27 protein-coding genes are annotated in these 24,341 nt (G+C 68.8%); 13 read left to right on the forward strand and 14 right to left on the reverse strand.

Going from position 1 to position 24,341, the window contains the following annotated elements; all coding sequences use genetic code 11:
* A partial coding sequence (locus tag IF83_RS0122765; protein ID WP_208605930.1) for a YncE family protein occupies positions 1–1,256 on the forward strand: 1,256 nt, incomplete at its 5' end.
* Positions 1,257–1,512: 256 nt separating this feature from the next.
* Here IF83_RS0122765 and IF83_RS0122770 read toward each other — a convergent pair.
* The 9 genes from IF83_RS0122770 to IF83_RS0122810 form a co-directional block, all read right to left on the reverse strand.
* A complete protein-coding gene (locus IF83_RS0122770; RefSeq protein ID WP_030547060.1) occupies positions 1,513–2,043 on the reverse strand; it encodes a DUF11 domain-containing protein in 531 nt (176 codons plus the stop codon).
* Positions 2,044–2,101: 58 nt separating this feature from the next.
* Positions 2,102–2,797, reverse strand: coding sequence for a GNAT family N-acetyltransferase (locus tag IF83_RS0122775; RefSeq protein ID WP_051723188.1), 696 nt, complete (start codon positions 2,795–2,797; stop codon positions 2,102–2,104).
* A gap of 82 nt (positions 2,798–2,879) precedes the next feature.
* Positions 2,880–4,640: a DUF2207 domain-containing protein gene (locus IF83_RS0122780; RefSeq protein WP_158711096.1), complete on the reverse strand. Its 1,761-nt coding sequence runs from the start codon at positions 4,638–4,640 to the stop codon at positions 2,880–2,882.
* 206 nt (positions 4,641–4,846) lie between these two features.
* On the reverse strand, positions 4,847–4,987 hold the full coding sequence (locus tag IF83_RS33860) for a hypothetical protein (protein ID WP_158711097.1): 141 nt from the start codon (positions 4,985–4,987) through the stop codon (positions 4,847–4,849).
* 530 nt (positions 4,988–5,517) lie between these two features.
* Entirely contained in the window at positions 5,518–7,803 is a 2,286-nt protein-coding gene (locus IF83_RS31340) for a DUF6571 family protein (protein WP_051723190.1), read from the reverse strand.
* A 12-nt stretch (positions 7,804–7,815) separates the two neighbouring features.
* Positions 7,816–8,265 carry a hypothetical protein gene (locus IF83_RS0122795; protein ID WP_030547068.1) on the reverse strand — a complete coding sequence of 150 codons (450 nt, stop codon included), beginning with the start codon at positions 8,263–8,265 and terminating at the stop codon, positions 7,816–7,818.
* 152 nt (positions 8,266–8,417) lie between these two features.
* Positions 8,418–9,215 carry a YidC/Oxa1 family membrane protein insertase gene (locus IF83_RS0122800; RefSeq protein ID WP_051723192.1) on the reverse strand — a complete coding sequence of 266 codons (798 nt, stop codon included), beginning with the start codon at positions 9,213–9,215 and terminating at the stop codon, positions 8,418–8,420.
* A 121-nt stretch (positions 9,216–9,336) separates the two neighbouring features.
* Positions 9,337–9,663 (reverse strand): DUF6412 domain-containing protein, encoded by a 327-nt coding sequence (locus tag IF83_RS0122805; RefSeq protein WP_030547072.1) that lies wholly within the window; start codon positions 9,661–9,663, stop codon positions 9,337–9,339.
* 286 nt (positions 9,664–9,949) lie between these two features.
* On the reverse strand, positions 9,950–10,333 hold the full coding sequence (locus IF83_RS0122810; RefSeq protein ID WP_030547074.1) for a hypothetical protein: 384 nt from the start codon (positions 10,331–10,333) through the stop codon (positions 9,950–9,952).
* 340 nt (positions 10,334–10,673) lie between these two features.
* On the opposite strand from IF83_RS0122810, the gene IF83_RS0122815 reads away from it, so the two are divergent.
* Complete coding sequence (locus tag IF83_RS0122815) at positions 10,674–10,967, forward strand: hypothetical protein (protein WP_030547076.1); 294 nt, start codon at positions 10,674–10,676, stop codon at positions 10,965–10,967.
* Positions 10,968–11,129: 162 nt separating this feature from the next.
* On the opposite strand, the gene IF83_RS0122820 is transcribed toward IF83_RS0122815, so the two are convergent.
* Complete coding sequence (locus IF83_RS0122820; RefSeq protein WP_030547078.1) at positions 11,130–11,906, reverse strand: 5-formyltetrahydrofolate cyclo-ligase; 777 nt, start codon at positions 11,904–11,906, stop codon at positions 11,130–11,132.
* A gap of 14 nt (positions 11,907–11,920) precedes the next feature.
* The gene (locus IF83_RS0122825; RefSeq protein WP_030547080.1) at positions 11,921–13,105 is read right to left on the reverse strand and encodes a helix-turn-helix transcriptional regulator; all 1,185 of its coding nucleotides are present in this window, start codon (positions 13,103–13,105) and stop codon (positions 11,921–11,923) included.
* Between the two features lie 200 nt (positions 13,106–13,305).
* Here IF83_RS0122825 and IF83_RS31345 point away from each other — a divergent pair, with 200 nt between their 5' ends.
* From IF83_RS31345 to IF83_RS0122840, 3 genes are all read left to right on the forward strand, one after another.
* Positions 13,306–13,839 (forward strand): ATP-binding protein, encoded by a 534-nt coding sequence (locus IF83_RS31345; RefSeq protein ID WP_279617226.1) that lies wholly within the window; start codon positions 13,306–13,308, stop codon positions 13,837–13,839.
* 69 nt (positions 13,840–13,908) lie between these two features.
* Positions 13,909–17,049 (forward strand): DEAD/DEAH box helicase, encoded by a 3,141-nt coding sequence (locus IF83_RS0122835; protein ID WP_030547083.1) that lies wholly within the window; start codon positions 13,909–13,911, stop codon positions 17,047–17,049.
* 95 nt (positions 17,050–17,144) lie between these two features.
* Positions 17,145–17,384 (forward strand): hypothetical protein, encoded by a 240-nt coding sequence (locus IF83_RS0122840; protein WP_030547085.1) that lies wholly within the window; start codon positions 17,145–17,147, stop codon positions 17,382–17,384.
* Between the two features lie 213 nt (positions 17,385–17,597).
* On the opposite strand, the gene IF83_RS0122845 is transcribed toward IF83_RS0122840, so the two are convergent.
* On the reverse strand, positions 17,598–18,347 hold the full coding sequence (locus tag IF83_RS0122845; protein ID WP_051723196.1) for an ATP-binding protein: 750 nt from the start codon (positions 18,345–18,347) through the stop codon (positions 17,598–17,600).
* Between the two features lie 261 nt (positions 18,348–18,608).
* Here IF83_RS0122845 and IF83_RS0122850 point away from each other — a divergent pair, with 261 nt between their 5' ends.
* The 3 genes from IF83_RS0122850 (at position 18,609) to IF83_RS0122855 (ending at position 19,919) form a co-directional block, all read left to right on the forward strand.
* Entirely contained in the window at positions 18,609–19,412 is an 804-nt protein-coding gene (locus IF83_RS0122850) for a helix-turn-helix domain-containing protein (RefSeq protein ID WP_394297366.1), read from the forward strand.
* Positions 19,412–19,624 (forward strand): DUF397 domain-containing protein, encoded by a 213-nt coding sequence (locus IF83_RS32485; protein ID WP_078843763.1) that lies wholly within the window; start codon positions 19,412–19,414, stop codon positions 19,622–19,624. Before IF83_RS0122850 ends, IF83_RS32485 begins: the two co-directional genes overlap by 1 nt.
* A gap of 94 nt (positions 19,625–19,718) precedes the next feature.
* Entirely contained in the window at positions 19,719–19,919 is a 201-nt protein-coding gene (locus IF83_RS0122855; RefSeq protein WP_030547090.1) for a DUF397 domain-containing protein, read from the forward strand.
* Positions 19,920–19,973: 54 nt separating this feature from the next.
* Here the strand turns inward: IF83_RS0122855 and IF83_RS0122860 are convergent, their stop codons facing one another.
* Positions 19,974–20,462, reverse strand: coding sequence for a hypothetical protein (locus IF83_RS0122860; protein WP_030547091.1), 489 nt, complete (start codon positions 20,460–20,462; stop codon positions 19,974–19,976).
* Positions 20,463–20,722: 260 nt separating this feature from the next.
* Between IF83_RS0122860 and IF83_RS0122865 the strand changes: the two genes are divergently transcribed.
* From IF83_RS0122865 to IF83_RS0122885, 5 genes are all read left to right on the forward strand, one after another.
* Entirely contained in the window at positions 20,723–20,932 is a 210-nt protein-coding gene (locus tag IF83_RS0122865) for a hypothetical protein (RefSeq protein WP_030547092.1), read from the forward strand.
* Entirely contained in the window at positions 20,916–21,428 is a 513-nt protein-coding gene (locus IF83_RS0122870; RefSeq protein WP_030547094.1) for a DUF6879 family protein, read from the forward strand. The genes IF83_RS0122865 and IF83_RS0122870 overlap by 17 nt, the downstream gene beginning before the upstream one ends.
* The gene (locus IF83_RS0122875) at positions 21,425–22,267 is read left to right on the forward strand and encodes a helix-turn-helix domain-containing protein (RefSeq protein ID WP_078843764.1); all 843 of its coding nucleotides are present in this window, start codon (positions 21,425–21,427) and stop codon (positions 22,265–22,267) included. Before IF83_RS0122870 ends, IF83_RS0122875 begins: the two co-directional genes overlap by 4 nt.
* Positions 22,268–22,300: 33 nt before the next feature.
* A complete protein-coding gene (locus IF83_RS0122880; protein WP_037680940.1) occupies positions 22,301–22,549 on the forward strand; it encodes a DUF397 domain-containing protein in 249 nt (82 codons plus the stop codon).
* A gap of 168 nt (positions 22,550–22,717) precedes the next feature.
* On the forward strand, positions 22,718–23,293 hold the full coding sequence (locus IF83_RS0122885; RefSeq protein WP_347877116.1) for a hypothetical protein: 576 nt from the start codon (positions 22,718–22,720) through the stop codon (positions 23,291–23,293).
* 42 nt (positions 23,294–23,335) lie between these two features.
* Here the strand turns inward: IF83_RS0122885 and IF83_RS0122890 are convergent, their stop codons facing one another.
* Complete coding sequence (locus IF83_RS0122890; RefSeq protein ID WP_051723199.1) at positions 23,336–24,121, reverse strand: hypothetical protein; 786 nt, start codon at positions 24,119–24,121, stop codon at positions 23,336–23,338.
* Positions 24,122–24,341: the final 220 nt, after the last annotated feature.

The following is a 24,341-nucleotide window of genomic DNA, read 5'->3' on the forward strand; positions in this document are numbered from 1 at the left end:
CAGCCACCCCCCGGCGCCGCCGGAGCCCCCGCCGCCTGCTGTCCCTGAGCGCCGCCGTCATGACCGTCCTCGCCCTGACCGGCGGCGCCACGGCCGCGGGCGCGGCCGAACAGGCCGATGCCGCAGGGCAGTCGGAGCGTTCCGCCGCGCCGCGCGACGTCATGCTCGTCGGCAACGGCCAGGGCGGCACCGTCAGCTTCATCGATCCCAAGACGTTCGAGAATCTCGGGTCGTTCAACACCGTGCCGGATCTCGACCAGCGGATCCGCGAGATGAACCTCGTCGAGCGGATCGGCTACGAGACCGTCAACAACATCCAGGGCTACCGCAAGCTCGTGGATGACATGGCCATGTCCTCGGACGGCCGCACGCTCTACGTCTCGCGCGGTGTCCTCTCCGACGTCGTCGCCTTCGACATCGCCAGCGGCACCATGCTCTGGCGCTACGAGACCGAGGGCTTCAAGGCGGACCACGCCGCCCTGTCCGAGGACGGCAGCAAGTTCACCGTCTCCGCCACCACGGCCGACAAGGCGGAGGTCATCAACACCGCCACCGGCAAACTGCACGCCGAGTTCGCCACCGGCACGTACCCGCACGCCAACGACTACTCGCCGGACGGCTCGATCCTCTACAACTCCAGCATCGGCGTCACCTCGATGCCCAAGGCCCTCAACGGCCTCAAGGGCAAGCGCCAGGTCGTGGCGGTGGACGCCGACACGTTCAAGCCGCTGCGCACCTACGACTTCGAGTACGGCATCCGCCCCGCCGTCTTCACCGCCGACAACAAGACCATGTACGCCCAGCTCTCCTACCTCAACGGCTTCGTCGAATACGACCTGGCCAAGGGCGAGATCAAGCGCACCGTCGAGATGCCGTTCAGCGACAAGGCCGCGAAGCTGGGCACCGAGGACTACCCGCAGAACTCCGCCCACCACGGCATGGCCATGAACACCGCCGAGAGCAAGCTCTGCATGGCCGGCACCATCGACGACTACGTCGCGATCGTCTCCCGTCCCGGCCTGGAGACCGACGGCTACGTCCACTACGACACCGACGCCCTGCCGTACTGGACGGCCACCAGCCCGGACGGCAAGCACTGCTTCGTCTCGCTCTCCAACAAGAACGAGGTGTCGGTCGTCGACTACGCCACCGCCAAGGAGGTGGCCCGCATCCCCACCGGCCACTTCCCGCAGCGGGAACGCCCGGGCAAGCTGACGGCCGAGGCCGTGGCGGCCCTGGACCCGTCGAACGGCTGATAGGTCGGGTGCGCGGTCCGAATCCGAACCACAAACCCGACGGTGGACATCATGCGCATCCGCCGCCGGGCCGGTGACTGAGCCACGAGGCGGGCAACACGGCGCGGGCGCCCGGTCGGCACGTACCACCGCCGGGCGCCCACCCTGCCGTTGCCGCCCTGCCGCCGCGGTCAGGCGACATCGGAATCCGGAAGGGCTGCCGTCCTCCCGGCGTGACGTGTACGGCTCCGGCGGACGCCCACGCCGACGTGCCCGGTCAGGCGCACTCCGTCTTGAGCTGCAGCGTCGATGCGGCCTTCGCGGCCTCGTCGTCTCCCCTTGCCGTAACGCTGATCCCGACCCCGTCGGGGCCGCACACCTGTTTCCGGTGATCCGATACGCGGGCCTCGAACTTGACGAAGGTGGAGGAGCCCGGCGCGTTCTCGTGCAGGCGGAGACCGCGGGGCACGATGTCCGTCTTGTCCAGACGCACCCATTTGTCCTTCGTGCTCGCGTCGGAGTAGGCGGTACTGCCCAGAACGTATTCGACACCATCCGGGAGTGTGACCGCGAGGTCGACAGCCTTCTGGTGCGCCTTCCCCGTGTTGGTGTACTTCAAGGTGTACGTCACCTTCGTCGCGGCATCGCCGAAATAGCGATCGTAGACATCCGCGAGAGCAGTGGCGCTCAAAATGGCCGCTACGGGAATCCCGCAGATCCCGCTGACCAAGCCGGCAAGGACCAGAGGGTGCCTCCAGCCCGTGCCCCTGTACCTCTCGCCCTCAGGATCAACGTCCCCAGAACTCATGTCGCCCCCCGTCAGGCGAATCAACGATCGATCGAATCGCCGGTAAGTCGCCGAGATGTTACCGGTCCCAGGTCTGGCCGGATGCGTGTTCAGGGTGATGAACGGTCCGTTGACCGCGGCTCCCGTCACGGCCGCTGCCCCGCCGCGCCTCCCACTCCGCGCGGCTCAGCTCGTACCGGACGTCGCCGTGCTCGGCGCCCTCGACATACTCCGGCCACTCCTGGTGGAAGGTGCGGACGTACCCGAGCCCGGCCTTCTCCATCACCCGCCGCGAACCCCGGTTGACGGCCATGGTCTCCGCGAAGACCCGCTCGACGCCGAGCTCGGTGAACGCCGCGCGGACCAGCGCGCGGGCGCCCTCGGTGGCGTAGCCCCGCCCCCAGGCGTCCTGGCGCAGCCGATAGCCGAGCTCGCACTCGCGCCCGTCGCCGTCCACGGGCCGCAGCTCGAACCAGCCCACGAACCGCCGCCCGGCGGCCTTCTCCTCGGCGGCCCAGTAGCCGAGGCGGCCGCCGTACTCGGCGTCGAGACGGAGCATGCGCGGCAGCGTCTCCTCCCGGATGACGTGACGGGGCGTCGGGACGCCACCGGTGAGGAAGCGCATGACGCCGGGATCGGCGTCGAGGGCGACGAGATGCTCCTCGTCGCCCTCGCTGAACCGCCGCAGGACGAGCCGTTCGGTCTCCAGGAACGCCACCTCTGGCTCCTCTGGCACCTCGGACACCTCTGGCACCTCTCTCACCTCCACCTGCATCCGCTTCACGGACGCCGGAACCCAGCACGGCCGGAGACCCCCGGAAAGGGCGCACCGAGCGGGTGCGACCGCAGGTCCGTCGTCACCACGACCCGCCGCCTCCGCCGCCGTCGCCGCCGCCCACGCCGCCGGAGTCGCCTCCGCCGCTGTAGCCGTCGGACGGACCGGAGCCGCCGGAGCCGGCGGCGGAGCCGGGAGAGCCGGCGGCGCCCACCGCGGCAGGCATGTACATCGCGAGCTGCCAGCGGTGGTGGTCGTCGGGGAAGGGCGGGCGGGACGAGGCCGAACGGGCGCCGGCCGCCCCCCGCTCGGCCGCCGCGAGCCAGGACTCGGTCTCGCCGAGGGCGACCGCCCACGCGGTGAGCACGTCCGCGTCGCGGCCGTCCCAGTGGTCGAGCCCGGCCAGATGGCGGCGGTAGGCCTCGGCCCGGCACCACAGCTCGCTGCCGCGTTCGGTGCGCGCCCGCAGCTCCCAGGCGCGCACCACGGCCGCCAGCCCCGCGCCGGCGAGTGCCGCGCCGACCGTCACCGGCGTACGCCACGCGGCGTCGGCGGCCGTGACGTCACCCGCCGCGACGGCGAGGAGGATCGTTCCCGCGACCAGGGCCGAGGCCCCGCCCACCAGGGCGGCCAGGCGCAGCCGCTCCCCGCCCTTCACCCACAGGCCGTCTCCGCCCGAGCGGCGCCAGGCACGCAGGCCGCGGCCCAGCGTCGTCCAGGCTTCGGAGAACTGCTTGCTGTACTTGCCCAGCTTCACGTTCGGGTTCTTGGCGAACAGGGCGGCCAGCACCTGTCGCGTCAACTCGTCCGCTCCGCCGGGCGGTTGTTCCACCTTGCGGAGCACGGGCCGCTGCAGTCCGGTGATCCGCAGATGCCCGGCGAGCCCCGCTCCCAGCAGCCAGGCGACACGATGCCGCTTGCGCACCCGGTCCGTCAGCAGGATGCCTCCCTGAGCGGGGCCGATACCGTCCGGCGGCACGGGCGAGGGCTGGACGGTCCGGGCCAGACGGCCGAGGTCCATCCGCCGGACGCGGCCGTCGGCACCCCGGACGCGCTCTCGGCCCGCCAGCCGCAGCAGCTCCGCGACCGCGACGGCCGCCGCGAGGGCGACGCCGGTGGCCCACAGCCAGCCGGCCGCCGCGCCGTCCCCGCGCTCCGCGGCGGGTGCCGCACCCGCGGGCGCGGGGGGAAGCGCGCCGCCGCCGGACGCGCCGGTGTCCGTGAGCTGCCCGTACAGGGTCAGGCCCTGTCCCGCGTCGAGACCGCTGTGCGCCGCGTCCAGCCGGCCGGGGGCGGGCTGCTCCAGCCGCTCGCAGCCGTCGTCCGACCGGAACCGCCCCGCCACGCAGACCGCGCTGTTCACGGTGTGCGGCGTGGCCAGATGGACCTCGACCCGCCCGACCGGCACGTTCCACTCGGCACCGACGGCGTCCCAGGCGAGGGTCTCCGCCGTCCCGAGGTGGGGCAGGGTGTACTCGATCCGGAAGCGGTGCGCTCCGGTGAGCATCGCCTTCGGGTCGCCGATCACGATGTCCGCGCGGCGCCCCTCCCGGACCCGGAACGGCACCGTCTCACCGTCCATGGTGACGGCGACATCGGTCATGTCGCCGGGTTCGTCCTGCGGCACGGTTCGGTAGATGCCGTGCCGCTCCTCGTCGGCGAAGTCGTAGTCGATGACCTCCGTGATCCGGGCCGATCCGTCCGGGCCCATCACCGCCCCGACCCACATGCGCCCGATCCGCTCCCCGGTGCCGCCGAGCACCGCACCCAGCAGACCCACGCACCCGATCAACACCACGCCGACGAGCAGCAGAACGCCGTCCATCCGTCTGCGCCGTGCCACTGGTCCCGCCATCATCAGGGCCCCCCTCAGCATCCCCGCCCCCTGCCGGCAACGGCAATTGCCGGCAGGGCAGAGGCTATCGGCACGCGCCGACGCCCGGCTCCGTACTCCCGCCGCGCGCAGCTACGGGCGGGACTACGAGGACGGCCGCTGACGCGCCCCCAGCCCGTGCGGCTCGGCTCGTACCGGACGACCGTGCACCACCCCTACTTCACGGCCGCCGGGGGCTCGGACGGGATGACGGGGTCGTTCTCGCAGTCGAGAGTGCGGGCCATCACCTGGGCGGAGTGCAGGAGGTGCTTCATCCGCGTGCGGGCTCCGGTCTCACCGGTCAGGGTGTCGACCATCTCTCCCATGATGGGAACGCCGTCTTTCTGCTCCGCCGGCGCACCAGGAATCTGACACCTGAAATAGACGTTGTAACTGGGCGGATTCCCGAGTGACCACCGCCCGTAGACAAGCGCGACATCCGAATTAACGGGAACCTTGGCAAGCTTTCCGTCATCGTCGGATATATCCCCGAAGGAATGAACTGAACGAGTATATCTAATATCGAACCCCTCACCTGGAGGCTTTCCCGCCACACTGGCTCCGCAGACGTGAGCGTCTGCGAACGAAAAGTAACCGTCGGCATCGTCCGGGTCCCAGGTTCGCAACTGTTTGTAGAACAGCGAACGAACCGTATCGAGATCGTCAGTTCCCCCCAAATGCAGGTCTCCCTCCACACTGGATTCCAGCCATGACATGCCGGCATCGCCCAGAATCTTGCGACAGTGGGGACGTTCCCCGGCTCCCTCGCCGTTCTCGTGGGACTCTCCCGCACCGCAAGAACTCAAGACGAGCACAGCCATCAGCGACGACACAGCGACTGTCTTCCTCATCCGCTCCACCCTCGCGCATCGTCGGTATTGGAGAATTTAGCACCGTTGTTGTAGCTTGTCTCAGCCGCCTTGGTGAATTCTTCCACCTCATGGGAATCCATTCCGCGCGCTTCCGCGTAGTTCAACAAGGGTGCCATCATGTTGTTGCGACCCTCATCTTGAGCACGCTGAATTCCTTCGACCGCCTGGTCGTCGTTGCTGTACGCGCGCTCGTCCAGCCAGTCAATGGTCTCCGTGGCAAACCGGGTGTCGGCAGCGCTTTGGGTCGCGTCGAAAGCCAAGGGGACGGCCACCATGGCGACGGCCCCCACGGGTGGGGCGATGAGTGCCGCGCCGACGCCGATCGTGGTGGCGACCGCCGTCGAGACGCCAAACTTACGCCACTCCGCCTGCTTCTCCAGGGCCTTGTTCTTCGCGGCTTCGTCGTCAGCGAACTCCTTGCCGATGGCTTCGGAACGGGCCTCGTCCAGCAGACCGTGCATCTTGGCGCTGTGCAGGCCGGCACTTTTCGCATTCTCCTGATCGGCGCCTTGAGCGGCCATGGCACTGGAGCCGTAGATCTGCTGTGCCGTGGAGAGGGTGTCGTAGGAGTCCTTGTCCGAGGCCAGCGCCCGCAGGAAGCCGGCACTCGTCTTCTCGCCGAAGTCCCGGAGGTGGTTCTTCTCTAACCCGTACCGCTCGTCCCTGCCGTTGAGTTCCCCGCTACCTCCAACATTGTCCATGGAGTAGTTCAGGCTGTCGATGTGGCCGCTCGCCATCCGCGTGAGGCTCTCCCGCACGCCGGGTTGAGCATCGACCACCTCGGGCCCCCTGTAGTGGTGCACCACCCGCTCCATCAGCGCGGTGCGCGCATCGCGGGCCTCGATGTCGTCCTCCGTCTTCAGCGGCGGAACAGTGGGGTTCCGGTCGTCGTACGGGTGGCCGAGGGTCGCGGACTCGAGGGCGTGGCCGAGAGTCTCGTACCCGGCCGGTTCGCCGTCGTCGTTCACCGGCCATTCCCGGGCACCCTCGCCTCCCCCGACCAGGTATTCCCAGTTGCCGAGACGGTCGGGGCTCTTCTCTCCCGATCCCCCACCCGTGGTATCGCCGAAGAATTCCAGAGACGCTTGCGGGTTGTGGCCGAGGGATTCCAGGAAGCCGGCGACGGGGTCGACGGCGGGGTTCTTGTCGTCCGGGGGATAGCTCAGTTGCGTCATGCGGCCCGCGCTGTCCCAGAGCGACTCCGGCTTCAGGAAGTGGCCGCGTTCGAACTCCAGCAGGGCCTTGCCATAGCCATCGAGGAAGCCGGATTCGAACTTCCCCTTGGTCATCAGGCTGCTCATCACCTGGAAGCCGTAGGGAGCGCTCATGACACCGGAGTGAAGGATCGGCTTGTCCCCGGCGGCGATGATGCCGCTCTTCCACTCCTGCACGGCCCGGCTGTCGCCGTGGGAAGCGGTCGCCAGGGTGAGGCTCAGGTTGTCCTGCACCCGTGCGAGGACCTCTGCCCGTTCCCCGGTGGGAGTACGCAGAGGGCTGGCGAGGCTGCGCCAGAACTGGAGGGTGCCTTCGGGGCCCAGCTTGGTGACGAAGCGTTCGGCGAAGGCCGGGTTGTCACGTTGCCGCGCTGCGGTCTCGTTGAAGAACTTCAGTTCGTCGAGGGTCATCCCGTCGCGCTTCGCGGCGAGTTTCAGCAGTGTGTCGGCATCGGCCCTGCCCTGACGGCGGTCGGCGTCATCCAGGCCCTTGTAGCCGCTCTCGTCGAAGTCGTAGGCGCTCGACGCGTGCCGCCGGAGGGCCCGCGCGGCGATCCGGTCGACCTCCTTCGCCGCGGTCATGATCCGCCGGATCTCCGCGGCCGCGCTCCGGAGTTCCCCATCGGTCGGTGGCTCCGCCTTCGCCTTGCCGGGCGACTGGTGCGGGATCGTCGGGACCGGAAGGGCGCGGCCCTTGCCGTCGATGTAGATGTTCTGCTTGCCCCACCGTGCGATGGCCTCCGCCATATCGGCCTTGTGCTGCTTCAGCTCTGTGTGCGCGTCCCGCAGGATCTTCTGCACGCTGCGCGCCTCGGTGAGGATGTCGTCGAACTGCCGCGCCGTCACAGTGACGAATTTCCGGGTGACCGTGGCGTTGTCGCCCTTCCAGTCCGCCGACTCGGCCTTGCGCTTCAGGTCGGCGGCGCTGATCTCGCCGTCTCCGCCTCCGGCCAGCTTCTCCAGCTTGCCGACCATCACCTTCCACTCCGAGGCCGCTGTGCCGAGTTTGCCCAGATGCAGGTCGCTGAGCTGCTGGGGGGTCATCATGCGTCGGGCGCCCTACTTGATGTAGTCGTAGATGCGGGACACGGTCATCTTCCGACCATCGGCGTTCCGCATGTCCGTGGCGATCTTCTTCTCGTCCTCGGCGTGGATGCCGCGCGAGTAGTCGAGATGGTTGGAGATGTGCGCGCACGCCTCCTTGAGCGTGGTCAGCTTGGTGTTCCAGGCGTCGTGCTCCTCCAGGAGGGCCGACCCCAGGTCCAGGTCGTCGCCGATGAGTTCGATGGCCGCGTCGTAGGTGGCGGGGCGCGCGTAGTCGCCGCCCGTCGACAGCCGCTGGCGCAGATCGCGCGCCATGTCGCCGAGCTTCCCCAACTCGTCGCTGCGGACGACGAGATCCGACGATCCTCCGCCGCCGCCCGCGGGCGGCGCGTTGTTCACGCGCACGCCTGCCTCGTCTCCGCCGACGGCCTCCGTCTTGAGCCGCTCCCACTCGTCCCAGGCCATCCTTCTCCCCGTTTCGGCCCACGGCCGGTCGCAACAACGCCTGCCGCACACACGGTACTTGCAGCATGCCTCTCGGTCATGACGGCGCTCGCCGGGACGGCGGGCGAGTCGCCGTTCCCGGCGCCGTCCCCAGGACCGCCGCTGCCGTCGGCTCAGCTCCCCGGACGCCGCGACCCGCCCCTGCCGACCGCCACCGGAGGCGCCGCCGGGCCGCCGCCCCGGAGCAGCCAGGCGCGTTCGGCGGCCGACCACGTGGTCGTCGTGACGAGGTACAGCCCGGCGGCCAGGGGCACCACGGCGGCCGTGATGAGCGTGCCGAAGGAGAGCAGCGGCAGCATCTTCGCCACCCCGGCCATCGCGGGCAGGCCCGGCATCCCGGCACCGGCGCCGGCTTCCGCCGCGGCCGCGTCCGGCGCGCCCGCCGCCATGGCACGGCGGGCGCGGAGGTACGTCCAGGTGGCCACGGCCGCGATCAGCGCGAACAGCCCGGCGTAGACAAGACCTTGGGCGCCGAGGGGCCCGCCGTCGCGGAGGGCGTCGGCCCAGTGGCCGCCGAGGGGTGCGGCGAACAGCCGGGCGTCCAGCAGCTCGTTGGCGCGTCCGCCGATCTCGGAAGCGGAGAAGAGCCGGTACATCACGAAGAAGACCGGGGCCTGGACGAGCATCGGCAGACACCCGGCCAGCGGTGAGGAGCCCTCGCGGGCGTAGAGCTCGGCCGTCGCCCGCCGCAGCCGCTCGGGGTCGCGCCGGTGCTTCCGGTGCAGTTCGGCGACGCGCGGCGCGAGCCGGGCCCGTGCCTGCTCGCCGCGGACGGCGGCGCGGGTCAGGGGGTGCAGGGCGAGGCGTACGCACAGGGTGAAGAGGACGATCGCGGCGGCGGTGGCCGATGCCGCGAAGAGGGGTTCGAGGGTGCTCGCGAGCAGCGAGACGAGGTGCGCGAATACGGACATGGATGAGCCCTCCCGGGTCTCGTCGTGCCGAGGAAAAGGGGTGTCGGCGTGACGAGCCGCGCAGGCGAACCCCCGCCCCGCACCGCCCTGTTGGGGTGGTGTGGCGGCAGTTGAGGGGTGCCTAGCCGGCCGTCGGGAGGGGACGGCCGGGCGCCCGGGGCCGCGGGCGGCCGGAGGCGTCGGGATCGCGCTGCGGGAGGAAGGCGGTACGGCGCTCGCGGTCGCGGAGCGCGGTCCGTACCCGGGTGGGCGGTACGGGACGGGCGCAGCGGGCGGCGAGGACGGCGCAGACGAGCAGGGCCGCACCGGCGGCGGCGGTCGCGCCGGCGGCGAAGGTGACGGCGCCGGCGAGAGCGCCCTCGACGAGGCCGCCCTGGGCGAGCAGCAGCCCGGAGAGGAGGACGAGCAGCAGGTTGAGGTGCGTCCGAGTCACGCCACTGAGACCCATACCGCCGCTCCTCCTTCCGCCACCTGATGACCGGTCATCAGGACGTCCGCACCGGCACTGCGATCGTAACCCGCAACCAGCGGCCGTGAATGAACAGTTGGCGGTAGGCGGCCGGCAGGCGCCGCCCGGACCGGACGGGTACACCGGCACGGTCTCCGGCAGCGCGTCACGCCGCCGCCCCTCCCGCTGCCGCCTCGTCCGGCCGGTGGGGGCGGCCACGGCGGTGCGCCGTGCGGCACCGGGCAGCGGGCACCGCGTTCCGCACGCGGGTCAGCGGATCAACGAGTCAGCGGGTCAACGCGAAACCCGCGAACGAGACGCCGACGAAGCAGACGGCGAGAAAGGCTGTGTGCCGACGCGGGACCCGGATGTGTTCCGTGGGCTCGCCCCTGCGCCACCGCTCGTACACCTCTCTGAACAGCTTCCGCTGGGGGAGCAGACCGAGCGTCAGGCCGATTTGCCCGAACGAGTGCATGACGAGCCCCCCGGCCAGGCCGAAGCCCTCCGCCTGGCAGGTGACGAGCGTGGCCGCGCCGACGACGACCATGGTCACCGGCCAGCCGATGCGGAACTTCCGGAAGGGGATCCAACTGCCCAAGACGCAACTGGACAAGACGGTGGACGCTGCCGCCAGCAGCCACAGCCATGCGATGGGGACGGAGGCGAGCATGCGCGTGCCCTTCTGCGTCGGGGCCGGGTCCCGGGAGGCCGGGGACCGGCCTCATGAGCGGGTCCCCCACTGTCCGGACCGGCGGTCGGCACTCATCCGGTGATCCTCAGAAAGGAGGCCAGCGTACCGGTGGGGGACGATGCCGCTGCTGGACCCCGTGAGCCCCTCGGCCGCTGGGCAGCACCCTCGCGCCGCCTCACCCCATCCCGCCTCACCCTCGACCAACTCCCCACTGTGACCCGGATCACAGGAACGCCCGTCATATGGGCGCCCCCGCCCCCTCGTATCCCTGACGCAAGAGCAAACAGCGCAAGCACGAATAGAAAGCAGGAGTCGGGATATGAAGCTCACCAGCACACGATCCGCCCTGGCAGGCATCGTCGCCACCACGACCGCGGTCGCCGCCCTGACCCTCGGCGCCGTCCAGGCCACGGCGGCCCCGGCATCGGAGTCCCGCGCCGGCGCCTCCCAGGAGGCGGGAACGGCCCAGGTGCCCGGCTGGGTCCTGCGCGGCAAGTACTGGCAGTACGGCAACTGCGTCCTCGCGGGCAACGAGGGCGTCCAGCGGGGCCACTGGGAGCAGTTCCAGTGCGCCAGCGGCACCCTCCAGTGGGTCCTCTGGACCAACCGCTGAGCCCTGCGGCCGGCCACCGCAGCCGCAGCACCGTCCGGCTGATCGCGAACCCGTCACGCAGCGCGGGGGGCCGCGTGAAGGAAACCCGCGATCAGCCGGACAACTCCCCGCGTCCACGGGGACCGCAGGCCCAATACCGGGGCCGGGACCAGACCCCGCGCCTCACGCCCGGCCCGCCGCCCCGAGCCCCGTACCGTCCCGGACCGCCCGCCGCGCGGTCAGCGCCGGAATGGCCGCGATCTTCTCCGGCGGCAACCGGTCCCAGAGCAGACCCGCGGGGCGATGCGGTGCGGAGCAGGCGATGACGTCATCGGGCGTGACGATGAGATCCACACCGGCGTCGTGGTCACCGGCCGGAATCGGACCGTCCACGACCTGGAGCGGATGCACGGTGGTCACGACGACCGTCTCGGCGGTGACGAGTCCGGCCTCGGTCAGCAGGGCGAATTCCAGATCCGAGTAGCCCGCGCCCTTCCCGATCCGCACACCTTCCCGGTTCACCGCGACGCTGCCGAGAACCACCAGATCGACGGGCCGCATCTCGTCCACCTCAACGGTGGGCGCCACGGCCGCGGCCGTACGACTGGCCGCCGCCTCGATCGGCGGGACGGCCAGCCGTGCCGGGTCGAGCAGATAGAAGGGCCGGGGCGTGGCCAGCTTCGGGACGGCCATGTACACGGTCTTGCCCTCGGCGAGCGCCATGGCCCGCACCGCCAACTGGGCCTTGTCCGGCACGGCCTTCACGACGCGGGCGGCACGCCACTGCGGCAGCGAGCCCAGCCGGGCGGCAGCCTGCTCGGCCCCCTTGAAGTTCGGGATGCGGCCGTACACGGAGGCATCGTGCACGGCGTCCGCCGTGGTGAGGGCGTCCCACACCTGCCGCCGAACCCGCTGCTTCGCGTGGTCCTGTTCACCGGGCACTTGATCACTCCACTCCATGGGGCATCCCTGCATCAGTGCGACGTCATCAAGGCAAACAGGCGGTCCTGTACCTCCTGAACCTCTGGCTTCCGGTGCCACGGTCGCAGCTCACGGGCGGCTCCGAAGACGATGTTGAGCCCTCCCCCGCCCCGAGTCCGTTCCAGTTCCTCGATCGCCGTGCCGAGCGTTGCGGTCGCCGCGCTGACCTCGCCTTGCCGGATGAGGGCGAGCGTAAGGTTCCCCAGCACGATCGAGCGCGACTTTCTACGATCCCGCAGAGCCTCGGCTGTCTCCGTGAGCTGCTGCTCCGCACGCCGGTACTCGCCGAGGGAGAGGTAGCAGGAGCCGGCGAGACGGCCGAGTTGGGCGGCGGACACCAGTTCCGCGCACGCGTCACAATCGTCCACCCGGTTCAGGTGCGCCTCGGCGAGAACCAGTTCTCGCTCACACTCGGCAGCTTGCCTGAGCATGGCCAGCCCTTCCGCCGCATGAAGCCGAGCCAGCCCGGTCAGGGCGTGGCTGGACCGCTCAGCAATCTCGGCGGCACGGTGCGCCAGTTGAATACCGGTCTGCGCGTCACGAGAACCGTAGAGGGCGACGTGGGCAGTTCGGAGCAGGGCCAGACCTTCGAGGACGGGATCTCGCAGCAGACGGGCGACTGCTGCGCTCTGGCCGTAGAAGGACTTTGCCGTCAGGTGGTCCCGCCGCTGAGAGGCATCCCACACGAGCTGCCCCATGAGTGCCGCGATTTCGGCCTGCAGGCAGCGTAGTTCGCGCCGGACTCGGCCACGCCGCGCTTCCTCGGCGAGAAGCGTCACGCGCCCGAGATGCTGCCCGGCTTCCGCGATGAGGCCGGCCGACGGGAACCGGTCGTACCGATCGGTCAGGTCCTCGCAATCCGCACGCAAGACGGCGCACGTGCCGAGGTCCACGCGGTCGGGACGCCTCAGGGCGTGCGTACGCCGCTCCGCGTTCTCGTCAACGGGACCGGCGGCGTCGAACGCGGTGCTCGGCGCTGTCAGAAGCCGCTGCAGTTCCACGGCCGTCAATCCGAGAGCCCGCCCCAGCCGAGGCCTTATCCACGGTTGTGGATCGCTCTTTCCACTCTCCCAGCGGAAGACGGTTGAACGGTCCACGCGGAGCAGGTCGGCAAGAGCCTCCTGTGTCAGCCCACGAGCCTCACGCAGCTCGGCGAGACCACGCCTCTTGATCGCCATGCGCACTCACTCCCCCAACCGACCTGAGCAACAAGCCTGTTCAGCCATGGGAATGCCACATCGATGCATCACAGGCGCCCCAATCCTGCCCTGGTTCCGGTCGCTTTCAAGCGATCTTCTTGATTTCTCACCCTTTGACGGACGAGCCCAGAACTGCTGCTGGAGGAAACTTCGCCATGCACCGCCCCGCACCGCTCCCCATGCCCTACGGGTGCCGCGTAGCACCTCGACGTGATGCTGTCTCCGCGGCTCGGCGGCGCATCGTGACCGTCCTCCACAGTTGGCGCGTCCCACTGTCCGAGGAGACACTGCGCGATGTCGAGCTGATGTCGAGCGAGGTCATCACCAACGCGGTGGTGCACACGGAGGCCACCTGCGCCGTTGCCGTCCGCTGGACCGGGCGGCGTGTACGAGTCGAAGTGACCGATGCCAGCCCGGGCCAGCCGGTGGTGAGCTCCAGCGGGTCGGACGAAGAACACGGCCGCGGACTCGTCCTGGTCGAATCCCTGTCCGCGGCCTGGGGCACCGGGCGCGTCCCCGCAGGCAAGGTGGTCTGGTTTGAAGTCGAGCCGGAAGCGTGCAAGACCGGCATGGAAAGGCTCTCCACCTTGGTCCGCGCCACGGTCTCCCTTGCCTCACCCGGGCCAGAGCAGCCGGCCCGCATTCAGCTCCGGATCGTTGTTCTCACCCATGACCACGGTCAGCTCCCCCGTCACCTCCTGCGCTCGGGCTGATCAACACCCTGCGCGCTGTCGGCGGCTGCTGCTAGAACGGTGGCCGGACTTCGCAACACGGGGAGAAACGTGACCGACCAGGCGGCCCACGACATCGCACCCATCGCCGGGCTCTACGAGAAGCTCATCACCACCCGGCTGGAACGGCGTATCGGCGAGTTGGCCTCGCAGGGTTGGCAACCGGTGGCGGGCACGGTTGGTGAAGCCTCCTCTCCTCACGTCCTCTCCCGCCACATCGGCGAGACGGTCAGGCGCATTCTTCAAGGGCTAACCCCGGCCGAGCAGGTGGCGGCGGCCAATCACGTCCTGGAATCCCTCAGCACGATCGAAGGCGCGCAGGAGTGGGTGCAGCTTGTCGCCGACGGCCCCCGTCAACTCCTGGCGCTCTCCGAGAAGGAGTCGTCCGACGCCTACGCCCTCCGTCCGGCCACACCACTCTCCGAAACTGCCTTGATCACCAACGCCCCGGAGGATCCGAGTGTCGGCTTCGAACTGCGCGCCGAGCTCGCCACCGCTGACCGCGTGGACCTGCTGTGCGCCTTCGTGAAGTGGCACGGCCTCCGCGTCCTCGAAGAGTCCCTCCAGGCAGCGCGGCGCCGGGGCGTCCCGATACGCGTGATCACTACGACCTACCTCGGCGCAACCGAGCGCCGTGCCCTTGACCGGCTGGTGCGGGATTTCGGCGCCGAGGTCAAGGTCAACTACGAGCTGCGCTCCACCCGCCTGCACGCCAAGGCATGGCTGTTCCGCCGCAACAGCGGCTACGACACCGCCTACGTGGGCAGCTCCAACCTCTCCAGGGCGGCTCTGCTCGACGGCCTGGAGTGGAACGTACGGCTCTCCTCCGTCGCCACCCCAGCCGTGCTCCAGAAGTTCGAGGCCACCTTCGACTCGTACTGGAACGAGACCTCCTTCGAGTCCTACGACCCGGACGAGGACAGCGCCCGGCTGGATGCCGCCTTGCAGCAGGCAGGTGGCAGTACGACCGCTGCTCCACGCGGTCGGATCACTCTCTCCGGCCTTGACGTGCGCCCGTACCCTCACCAGCGGGACATGCTGGAGCGCCTGGAAGTCGAGCGCGAGGTCCACGACCGGCACCGCAATCTCCTGGTGGCAGCCACCGGCACCGGTAAGACGGTGATGGCCGCCCTGGACTACAAGCATCTGCGGCTCAAACACGGCAGAGACTTGCGACTGCTCTTCGTAGCGCATCGCAGAGAGATCCTGCAGCAATCGCTCCGCACCTATCAGGACGTGCTTGTCGACGCCAACTTCGGCGAGTCCCTGCACAGCGGAGAGATTCCGGAGAAGTGGGAGCACGTCTTCGCCAGCGTGCAGTCGCTCAACGCCCGCTCCCTCGACCGGCTGTCACCCGACCATTTCGACATGGTGGTCATCGACGAGTTTCACCACGGCACTTCACCGACCTACCGAAAGATTCTCGACCACTTCCAGCCCATGGAACTGCTCGGTCTGACGGCGACCCCCGAGCGCATGGACGGCCGTAACATCCAGGACGAGTTCTTCGACGGCCGCATCGCTGCCGAGCTGCGCTTGTGGGAGGCGCTGGAGAACGATCTCCTCAGTCCCTTCCACTACTTCGGGATCACGGACAGCACGGACCTGCGTACCGTGGCCTGGAAGCGCGGCTCCTACGATCCGGCGGCCCTGGACCGTGTCCTCACCGGCGATACCGCACGCGCCCGGCTGATCCTCAAGGCGGTCAGAGACAAGATCGCGGAGCCTCACACCATGCGGGCCCTCGGCTTCTGCGTGTCCGTGGCCCATGCCCACTTCATGGCGGAGGCGTTCCGCGGACAGGGCCTGCGTGCAGTGGCCCTGTCCGGGGAGACACCCGCCGATCAGCGGAAGGCGGCTCTGGACGATCTCAGGTCCGGAGAACTTCAGGTTGTCTTCTCCGTCGACCTCTTCAACGAAGGACTCGACGTTCCGGATGTCGACACTCTGCTTCTCCTGCGTCCGACGTCCAGCGCCACGCTATTCCTCCAGCAACTCGGCCGAGGACTACGCCGCAGCGAGGGCAAGGCCGTGCTGACCGTTCTCGACTTCATCGGCCAGCACCGCAAAGAGTTCCGCTTCGAGAACCAGTTCCGCGAACTGACCAACCTCACCAGAAATCGGCTGCTCGACCACATCGAGCACGATTTCCCCCAGCTCCCGTCTGGCTGCCAGATCATTCTTGAACCCAAGGCCAAGAAGGAGATCATCCAGAACATCAGAAGCCAACTCGGAGTAAACGTCGCACAACTCGCACGCGAGGTAGCGGACTACGCCAGACCACAACTCCGTGACTATCTCGCGGAGAGCGGCCGGGACATCAAGCAGCTCTACAAGGGGACCGGCAACTCCTGGACCGGTCTGCTCCGCCGAGCACACCTGCTGACCGACACACCTCCAGACGGCGAAGCAGCCCTCCTCAAGCGCGTGCCGGCCTTCTTGCACGTCGACGACCCGATCCGCTCCCGGGCCTACTCCGCCCTACTGGAGGACGACGCACTGCCGTACGACCAACTGGACGAGCAGACCCAGGCGTATGCCCGCATGCTCTACTTCTCGATCTGGCCTCACGGCGGACATGACAGCTATCAGGCGGGTTTCAGCGCCCTCAAGCAGCAGCACGCCTTCCGCGATGAAGTGCGGGGGGTTCTGACCCACGCTCTCGATCAGGCGGAGCATGTGCCCATTCCGCTCCTGAGCGAGCAGGCGGGGCTGCCGTTGAGCGTCCACTCCTCGTACAGCCGCGAGGAGATACTGCCTGCGCTGGGCCAGTCCTTCATCGGCGGCACCGTACCCGGGCACTTCCGGGAAGGCGTGCGGTGGTGCGAGAACATCCGGACCGACGCCCTTCTGATCACCTTGGAGAAGGACGAGAAGGATTTCTCTCCGCAGACCCGGTACAAGGACTACGCCATGAGCGAGTCCCTGTTCCACTGGGAGTCGCAGAACACGACCTCCGAAACCTCCCCCACGGGCCTCCGCTACCAGAACCACCAGCGGCAGGGCTCCCAGGTGCTGCTGTTCGTCCGCCGCTACAAGAAGACGGACATCAACGGGCCTCAGCCCTGGATGCTGCTCGGCCCAGCCGAGTACGTGGAACACCGTGGTAGCAAGCCCATGGGCATCGTCTGGAAACTCCGGCACCCACTGCCGGCCGACGTCTGGTCCTACTCCGCGGTGGCCGTCTCATGAGGCCCGGCACCGATGACTACGGAGGCCAGGATCCAAGTTGAGCAAGATGCCGCACGGCAGTGCTTCACCGCGCTCATCGTGGAAACATGTGCCCCATGGCTTTGATCAACGAATTTGAGTCACGGCCCTCTGACGCCCGGAGCGTGCACGGGCCTGTGAGCTGTGGCTACCGGGTGTTCACCATAGAGGGGCAGCGCATCCTGCAGTTGGATACCTATGGATCTCCCGAGCGGAAGATCCAGGGGAAGACCAGCCAGAGCATTCAACTGGACGCCAAATCGGCCCAAGACTTGATCAACATTCTCAAGGAATCGTTTCCCAACCTTCAAGGCTGATGTTCCTGTTGGAGGACAGGTGCGGTGGACAGTCGACATAGCCAAGTCGACGTCCGGGTTCGCCGGGACTGCACCCTGAACTGTGGATCTCTCACCTCGCGTGCAGCGGTGCACCGCAGCGCAGGATGGCCCGAGCAGAAGGACGCCACAGGCCGTCTGCGGCTGCAGATCCGCGGACAAATCGACACGACGCCGGGTGACGAGGTGCACTGATTAGGTATCAGTTCCTGGTGTGGTGACGAGATACGCCACATCGGTTTCATGAGCTGGCAGCCCGTCTCGCCGCTCGCCTCGGCCTTCAGTGTGCCCGCACTTCCCCGACGGCCGGGTCGCCTCGCCCGCTTCGGTCCAGGAGGACGCCAGACGCTCGACGATGCTCACGCCATCACCACCCCGTGCTGCGCAGCAGTGCAGGAGATCCGACATGAGGGCGAAGGCGAGTTCCTCCATCAACGGCAGACTGCGGGGCGGGGAGGAGAAGGAGACACGGACGCCGGCCGCGTCGCAGTAGCTCTGCAGCGCTGCCGTGGCGCGGTCAACACGGCTGCGGTCATACGCGGGCACGAGCACGAACTCGCACCAGACCACCTTGCCGGCAGAAGTGAGCGCCGCGGCACAGTCGGACGCCATCGCGGCGATCAGATGCAGTCCGCGGCCGCACTCGCTGTCGCAGTCCGCGTCCCTCAGCACTGGCAGCTCGCGACTCTCGTCGTGCACTTCGACGCGTACCCGGTCGGGGAGCTGCTCAAGGATGAGCGTCGCCGCCGATCCTGCTCCGACGTGTTTGATGACGTTGGTGACCAGCTCGGTGACAGTCAGCTGAATTTCCTCAGCCAGCGCCGGCATATCCCACTGTGCAAGTTGTTCTCTGACCAGCGATCGCAGTTTTTGCAGCTGAGTCGCCTCAGCCGCAAACACGATGACAGACCGGGTGCGGGTCTCCGCGGCCCCGAGTTCCAGCATGCCTCTCCCCCCCGGGCGCTGCGGCTGTCAGCCGACACCTCGCCCTGGGTCACGTCCCCGTGCTGACGCAGAAAGAATGGCAGTGAGAACTCTCTTCATGTAACTTCTCACGGACTTCCCACCCGCACGAGTGAACGCGGTGGATGCCGGTCGCCGAGCCCCATAGCCTGCTCAGCGTCCACGAGCGATGAAGCAGCCAAGCTCCCTGGGAGACAACCGTTGGCAGCGAAAGCCACCACACGCCGCCGTCAGCTCGGCGCCATGATGCGAAAGCTGCGGGCGCGCAACGGCATGACGCTGGAGGAGGCGGGCCGGCTGGTCGGGGTGTCCAAGGCGACCATCAGCCGCTACGAGACTCAGCAGGGTCCGGTCAAGTGGCTTGTGGTGGAAGCGCTCTGCCGGGAGTACGGCGCCAGTGACGCGGAACGGCAAGCGGTCGTCGCACTGGCCAAGGAAGCGAAGCAGCAGAACTGGTGGCACTCCTTCGCCGACTACCTTCCAGAAAGCGCCAGTCTTCTCCTGACGCTCGAAGATGAGGCGGTACGCGAAGACCACTTCGCCTGTGTCTACGTTCCCGGACTGCTCCAGACCCGGAGCTACGCCGAGGCCGTACAGCACGCCTCGGAGATGCGACGTCCTCCGGAGGAGATCGAGCAGCTCGTCAACCTCCGCATCAAGCGACAGGCCATTCTGAGCAGACCGCATCCACCGCACCTGTGGGTCGTGCTGGACGAGTCGGTCCTGCGTCGCGTGGTCGGCTCCCGGGAGACGATGCGCGCACAGCTCACCCGGCTGCTGGAAGCCAACGAAGCTCCCGGCATCACGCTTCAAGTCCTGCCGTTCGCCAAGGGGGCGCACTCCGCCGCCAAGGGCAGCTTCGTCATCCTGGGCGGGCCGGAACCGTCCCTGGACGTCGTCTACGTGGAGACCCATGTGGGCTCCCTGTTCATGGAGAAGGACGAGGAGCTGGACCACTACCGGCTTGCCTTCGACTACCTGCGCGCACAAGCATTGGACATGGCCGCGTCATCGGCCTTGATCGACGAAGCCCGCAGGGAGATGTGATGCGCGCAGGACGTCAGCCCGCCATACCTGATGACGCTTGGTTCAAGTCGTCATACAGCAGCGCGGGCCCCACGGAATGTGTTGAAGCCGCCCTGCTCAGGCGCGGCACAGCGGTCCGTGATTCCAAGTCGCCCGGTCGGCAGGGGCTGTGGTTCGGACCGTCGGCATGGAGCGCGTTCACGAAGGAGCTGCGTCATGGCAATCTCGGCTGAGCCCTCAAGCCCTGGCAGGCCCACAAGGCTTTCTGGAGACCCGTCGGCCTCTCAGCCGCCATCCGGATCCAGCCGCCCAGGGACCTTGAGCGGCATGTCTCACCCCGTACCGACGGGCATCCAGTGGCACAAGAGCAGCTACAGCAACGGTTCCGGGGGCGAGTGCTTGGAGGTCGCCACCGTGCCCGCATCCATGCTGGTGCGCGACTCCAAGAACACGGCCGGGCCCGTGCTCGCCGTGCCTCGCGGAGAGTGGGCCGCCTTCGTCTCCGCGGTGCGCCACGGAGCGATGTGAACCGATCACCAAGGGACCCGTTGATGGTGGCTCCTGCGGCCGAGAAGCCCCGGCCTACCAGGTGAGTTGGAGTGAGCCGCCCACCGGCAAGGCGTGCCAGCGGTTCGCGTACTCGTCGAGGCGGGTCACGATGCGGTCGACGACCGGCGGGATTTCCTTGGCCCGCACGTAGGCCGGGAGGGTCTTGGCGTGGCCGCGGCGTACCTCCCAGACCGGGACGGCGATGCCGGCCAGTTCCTCCGAGCGCTCCATGTCGGCTCGCGCCCGCGGGGAGGACTTCGCCGGCTTCGTCTTGCGGCGGCGTGCCGCCTTGTTCCGCTCGGCGGGGTCCGCGGGCCAGAACAGGCCGTTGTCGCCGGCGGCCAGCCGCCCGTACACCCCGAGCTCGATGCCCGCCTCCGCCTCGACCAGGAAGTGCACGAGGTCGTGCGGCAGGTACGGATGTCCGCCAGGGCCGTTGCGCGGGGCCAGCGCCGCGCCGGTCTCGCGGTGCACCGCGATGTCGTAGCTCGTACCGGGGCCCTTGGTGAAGACGACACGCATGGCGGCACGTTAGGCGTCGGGCCGGCGGCCCCGCACTCCGTTTTCCACCGGCCCCGCCCGCCTCTGGCGCGCCCGGTTCGTACCCACCGTCACCTCGCGCGAGCGTGCACCGGCTGATGCCCGAGACTCGCCCCCGCGGGATGCTCTCCGCCACCCCGTCAACACAGGCTTGACTTTCTCGTTGTGGAAAGCTGCCCGCCTTGACCTGGCGATCCCGCATAGCGCAGCATCAACGCAACAGAGAGAACCGGGGGATATCGATGCTGCACAAACTGTCGGGTGACCCTGACTGCAAGAATGGCTCGTGCCCGACCCTGTGGGCCATTGAGGACACCAAGGACTACATCGTGCAGGGTTACGTCGTATCCGATCCGGATCGGCTGGCTCAACTGAATCTTCCGGACGGCGAGACCGCCGTCCTCGTCCCCGCCGCCGTACTCGAAGAGTTCTTCCATGCTGACCGGGGATGAGTTCGGCCGGCTCTTCGAGGAATTCCGGCGAACCGCGTTCCGGCTGGAAACCCTCAGCGTCTACGACGTGGAGGACGAGCGGGACGAGTATGCCGCCTTCCTCGCCGGAGAGCCCATGCCGCCCGAATGGAGCGACAACCCGTGGGTTCGTTCCATGACGGACCTCGGCAAGTCCGTATCGCGCGTGCACGTGCTGCGCTCTCCCCTCACCGACTACCTGCGCTATGAACTCTCCGCCTACCCGGGGAACATCACCGCCGGGGAGCAGATCGGGATCATCGATCTCGCGGAGAAGGAAGTCACCGGTCTGCCGGATCACGACTTCTGGCTCTTCGATGACGAACGCGTCTATCGGATGCACTACACGTCCGACGGCAAGTTCCAGGGAGCCGAACCGCTGCCCTCGGACCGCCTCCGGGAATACCGGCGTTATCGCGACATCGCCCAGTCCCACGCGGTTCCGTTCTCCGATTACCGGAAGTCCCACCAGGCTTGAACGACAGCCCTCAGCGAGACCTCGGTGCGGCACTGCGCGCTCTCAGAATCGCCTCCGGACGCACGGGGGATTCCGTGGCGCGCAGTGCCGCCATGTCCGCCGGCAAACTGTCGAAGATCGAGAACGGCCGGACCCTGCCGTCGGTCAGAGATGTCGAGCTGATCCTCACGGCACTCGGGGTCTCCGAACAGGCGAAGGCCGAGTTCCTGCGGACGGCCCGGGCCACGGCCACGGAAACCACCGCATGGCGGGTGCTCAGGCGCATGGGGCCGTGGAAGCATCAGAAGGCAATCAAGGCCATTGAGGACCGGACTACTGAGCTACGCCTGTTCCAGGGGCAGTTGATCCCCGGGTTGCTGCAGACGCCCGAGTACGTACGGGCCGTTTTCTCCGTTCCCCCTGCGCTGCCGGATGAGACGAGGGCCAAGACGGTCGCCGCGCGGCTGGAGCGTCAGAGTGTCCTGTACGACCCCCAGCGGTCTTTCCATTTCCTGATCTGCGAACACGTCCTGCGGTGGCGTATCTGCGAGTCCGCTGTCATGGCGATGCAGTTGGACCGCCTCAAGTCGCTGTCCCGGCTCCCCAACGTGGCTCTGGGCGTGCTGCCACTCAACCGCCGCATGCCCGACTTTCCCATGACCTGCTTCAGCATCCATGACGAACGACTGGTTCTTGTCGAAACATTTCATTCAGAGATCACCACGCGCGATCCGCGCGATATAGAAACGTATCTGCGGACTTTCGACGCCTTCAGCTCCGCAGCCTTGTACGGCACGGAAATGCTGAGACTGGTTTCCGGCGTGCGGGACGAGTTCTTGCGCGAACAGGAAAGATCCTAGAGAATTCACCATTCCGGGATCCATGATGGCCGCATGACTGAACAACACAACTCCAGGACATCCGAGATGTACGACCTCCCCCTCACGGGTGCCGTCTTCTCGAAGGCCTGTGGCGGCAATACCCATCCGGACGGCGAGTCCTGTGTGACGCTCGCCAAGGTCGGTGAGAACGTGTGGGCCCTCGGTGACAGCAAGCGGCCGGAGGCCGAGCCGCTGCGGTTCACCACGGACGAGCTCCTGGCGGCCGGTATCGAGCCGGCGCGCTTCGGGCTCTCCGCGTAGCAGGTCCCGCACGGTCTCCTCGCCGTTCTCCACTGCCCGTGCCGGTCACGCCCGTTCCGCCCGTCGTCGTTGGAGCCCTTCATGGGGCCCGTTCATACGGCGGCTTAGGTGCGGCGTGGCGGGCACGGTGGAGGCCCGGCGAGAGACCCCTCCGGAAAGCGAACTGCCGTGCACTTTCACGGATATCTGTGGGTTGGCGAGAAAGCCGAATTCGACAGGGAGTCCCGGCGGCGGCTGCCCGTCGAGCCGTGGCCCGGCGCCGATCCCGACGCGAGCGCCCAGCGGGTGGCCCTGCACCGCACGTTGACGGAGGAGTTCCTGCGTTCGCCGCTGCCGCCCATCGAGGTGGCGCTCTGGCTGCTCAAGCCGGCCCAACTGGTGGCCGGTTCCTGGGACGGGGCGGAGAGCGCCGCGGCTTGGCTCGGGGCGCGGCTGGAGGAGTACGCGCCGCGCTGCGAACCCCCGGTCGACGGTGGCGCCGCCCGTCTGCGTGGGCTGGTCGGCCGGCTGACCGGCACGCTGCTGCGGGGCGGGGACGTGTCCCTCGGCTACTACCTCGGAGCACCCGCCTTTCTGTCCCTGGCCGTCGTGGCCTGCTCCCCCAATCGCGCCGCGCCGGGGCTGCCCTGCCCGGAACGAGCGGGCGACGGGGCAGACGGCCTGGCGGACGGCCGGGCGGCAGTCCGGGATGGGGGCCCGGGATTCCGTCCGGCTCCGGACTTGGGTGCGCATCCGGCCGCGTAGGCGGTGCGGGGCGGTGTCCGCCCCGGCGTGGCGCGCCTCGCGTCAGCCGCCCACGTCCACGTTGTTGTTCGGGGCGCCGTCGCCCTCCGGCGGGAGGTCTCCCCGCTCCGGCTGCTGTCCGCCGCCGCCCGCGCCGCCCGTGCCCTCGCCGCCCGTGCCTCCCCTGTCCGGGAGCGGCGGGAGCAGGGCGTGCAGTTCCGCGTCGTCCGCCGGGCGTACGTCCCTGGCCCCGCTGCGCAGGATCCCGCGGTCGGCGCTCTCCCGGTCGGCGGTCAGCCGCACCACGTGGCCGTCCTCCGGACGGGCGTACTCGTGCGCGTCGCCCGACGTCCGGTACCAGGCGTCGCCGTCCCGCTCGCACGCCACCTTCCCGCCCCCACCGCCACCGTCCGCGAAGGAGAGAGGCGTTCGCTCGCACTCCTCCCTGTCCCGCAACGTCCCCCGGCCCACCGACAGTTGGACCGTCCCGCCGCCCGACGCGGCGACGTACATCGCCGAGAAGCCATCGCCGCCGTAGACACCGGCCGACTGCTGTGCGCGTCTGAAGCCCGGCACCTCGGCCACGTAGATCAGCTCGATCGCCGAGCCCATCCGCCGTGCCCGCTCCTCGAGTTGGGCCCTCGGCGGCACGGAGGCACCGGCTGATCCGGCTGATCCGGGCGATCCGGCGGTGGCGGGGGCGCCGGCCGCCGTGGGGGGACCTCCGTCCTCACCCGCCGGGCGCTTCGTACCGCAGCCGGTGAGAACGGCGACGGCGGTGACGGCCGTGACGGCGGCCAGGGTCAGCGGTAACAGCGTGGCACCGGTGGCGCGGCGGTCGGATGTCATGCCTCGCATCCTGCCGCACGCGCCGGCGGCGGGGGAGTCCGCTCGCCCCGCCCGAGGGCGGGGAGTCGCCTCGGCCCCGGTGTGACGGGGCGATGGGCGCAGGCCGCGGCGGAGCCGCCGTCAGCCGGCCGGCTCCGCCGCGCCCCCCGTCGTTCAGCCGGGCGCCTCACCGTCCCCCGTTGTTCCCCGGAGGCGCCCCGCTGGGTTCCGTCGTCCTGCT

The organism is Streptomyces albus subsp. albus (genome assembly GCF_000719865.1).
GTDB classification, from domain to species: Bacteria; Actinomycetota; Actinomycetes; order Streptomycetales; family Streptomycetaceae; genus Streptomyces; species Streptomyces albus_E.